Source organism: Nocardioides sp. NPDC023903, assembly GCF_040639295.1.
GTDB lineage: Bacteria > Actinomycetota > Actinomycetes > Propionibacteriales > Nocardioidaceae > Nocardioides.
In genome coordinates this window covers 1-1,057 of the sequence record NZ_JBEZZS010000120.1, presented here as the reverse complement: position 1 = coordinate 1,057, position 1,057 = coordinate 1, and the positions used below count along the sequence as shown (strand labels likewise).

Below are 1,057 nucleotides of genomic sequence, written 5' to 3'. Positions count from 1 at the left end.
CCCTGGTGCTGGCATGTCTGGTGCTACCCGCCGGAGCCATCGGTGACCGTTACGGGCGTCGCGGGGTACTGGTCGCGGGACTGGCGGTATTCGCCGCCGCCTCGGCGTTGCCGCTGCTGCTGTCCGACCCGGCGTGGTTGATCGCGGCACGCGCGCTGGCCGGGGCGGGCGCGGCGCTGGTGATGCCCTCGACACTGTCGATCCTGACCGCGGGCTTCCCTCCTACCCATCGTGGCCGGGCGGTAGGGGTGTGGGCCGGAGTCGCCGGGTCCGGGGCGGTACTGGGCATCCTCGGCGCCGGGCTACTGCTCGAGCAGTGGTCGTGGCTGTCGGTGTTCGTCGGGTTGACCGTGGCCGGGGCAGTGCTGGCGGGGTTGGCCTGCACCATCGCCGAGTCCCGCCAACGCGAGCATCCGCCGGTGGACTGGGTCGGCGCGGGCGCGGTGGCCGTCGCGATCGCGGCGATCGTGTTCGCCGCGGTCGAGGTCCCCGCGCGCGGCTGGACCGACCCGCTCGTCGCTGTCACCGCCGGGCTCGGTGTCGCGGCGGCGGTGGCGTTCGTGGTCGTCGAGCTGCGCTCGGCGGCACCGCTGCTGGACGTGCGGTTGTTCGCCCGCCGTGGTTTCGGTGCCGGATCGCTGTCGGTGACCATCCAGTTCCTGGTCACCTTCGGAGTGTTCCTGCTACTGGTGCAGTATTTGCAGCTGATCCTCGGCTACGGGCCGCTGGCCTCGGCACTGGCGCTGGCGCCGATGGTGGTGCCGCTGGTCGTGATCTCGGTGATCGCGCCGTGGCTGTCGGGCCAGGTCGGGTTGCGGGCGATGACCGTCACCGGCCTGCTCACCATCGCCGCCGCGCTGGTGCTGGTGAGCCGGTTGACCCTCGCCGCGCACTACCTCGATCTACTGTGGCCGCTGCTGATCATGAGCGCGGGCCTGGGATTGTGCACCGCCCCAGCGACCTACGCCATCGTCGCCGACACCCCCGAGGCCACGGAGATGGCCGCGCTCTACCGCGCCGCCGACATCATGGTCGTCACCCCCTACCGCGACGGCAT

At 71.8% G+C, this 1,057-nt stretch carries 1 protein-coding gene; it reads left to right on the top strand.

All coding sequences use genetic code 11. The features are described from left to right. Window positions 1–1,057 (top strand): MFS transporter (locus AB0F44_RS30385; RefSeq protein ID WP_357361110.1); only part of this gene is annotated, 1,057 nt, incomplete at both ends.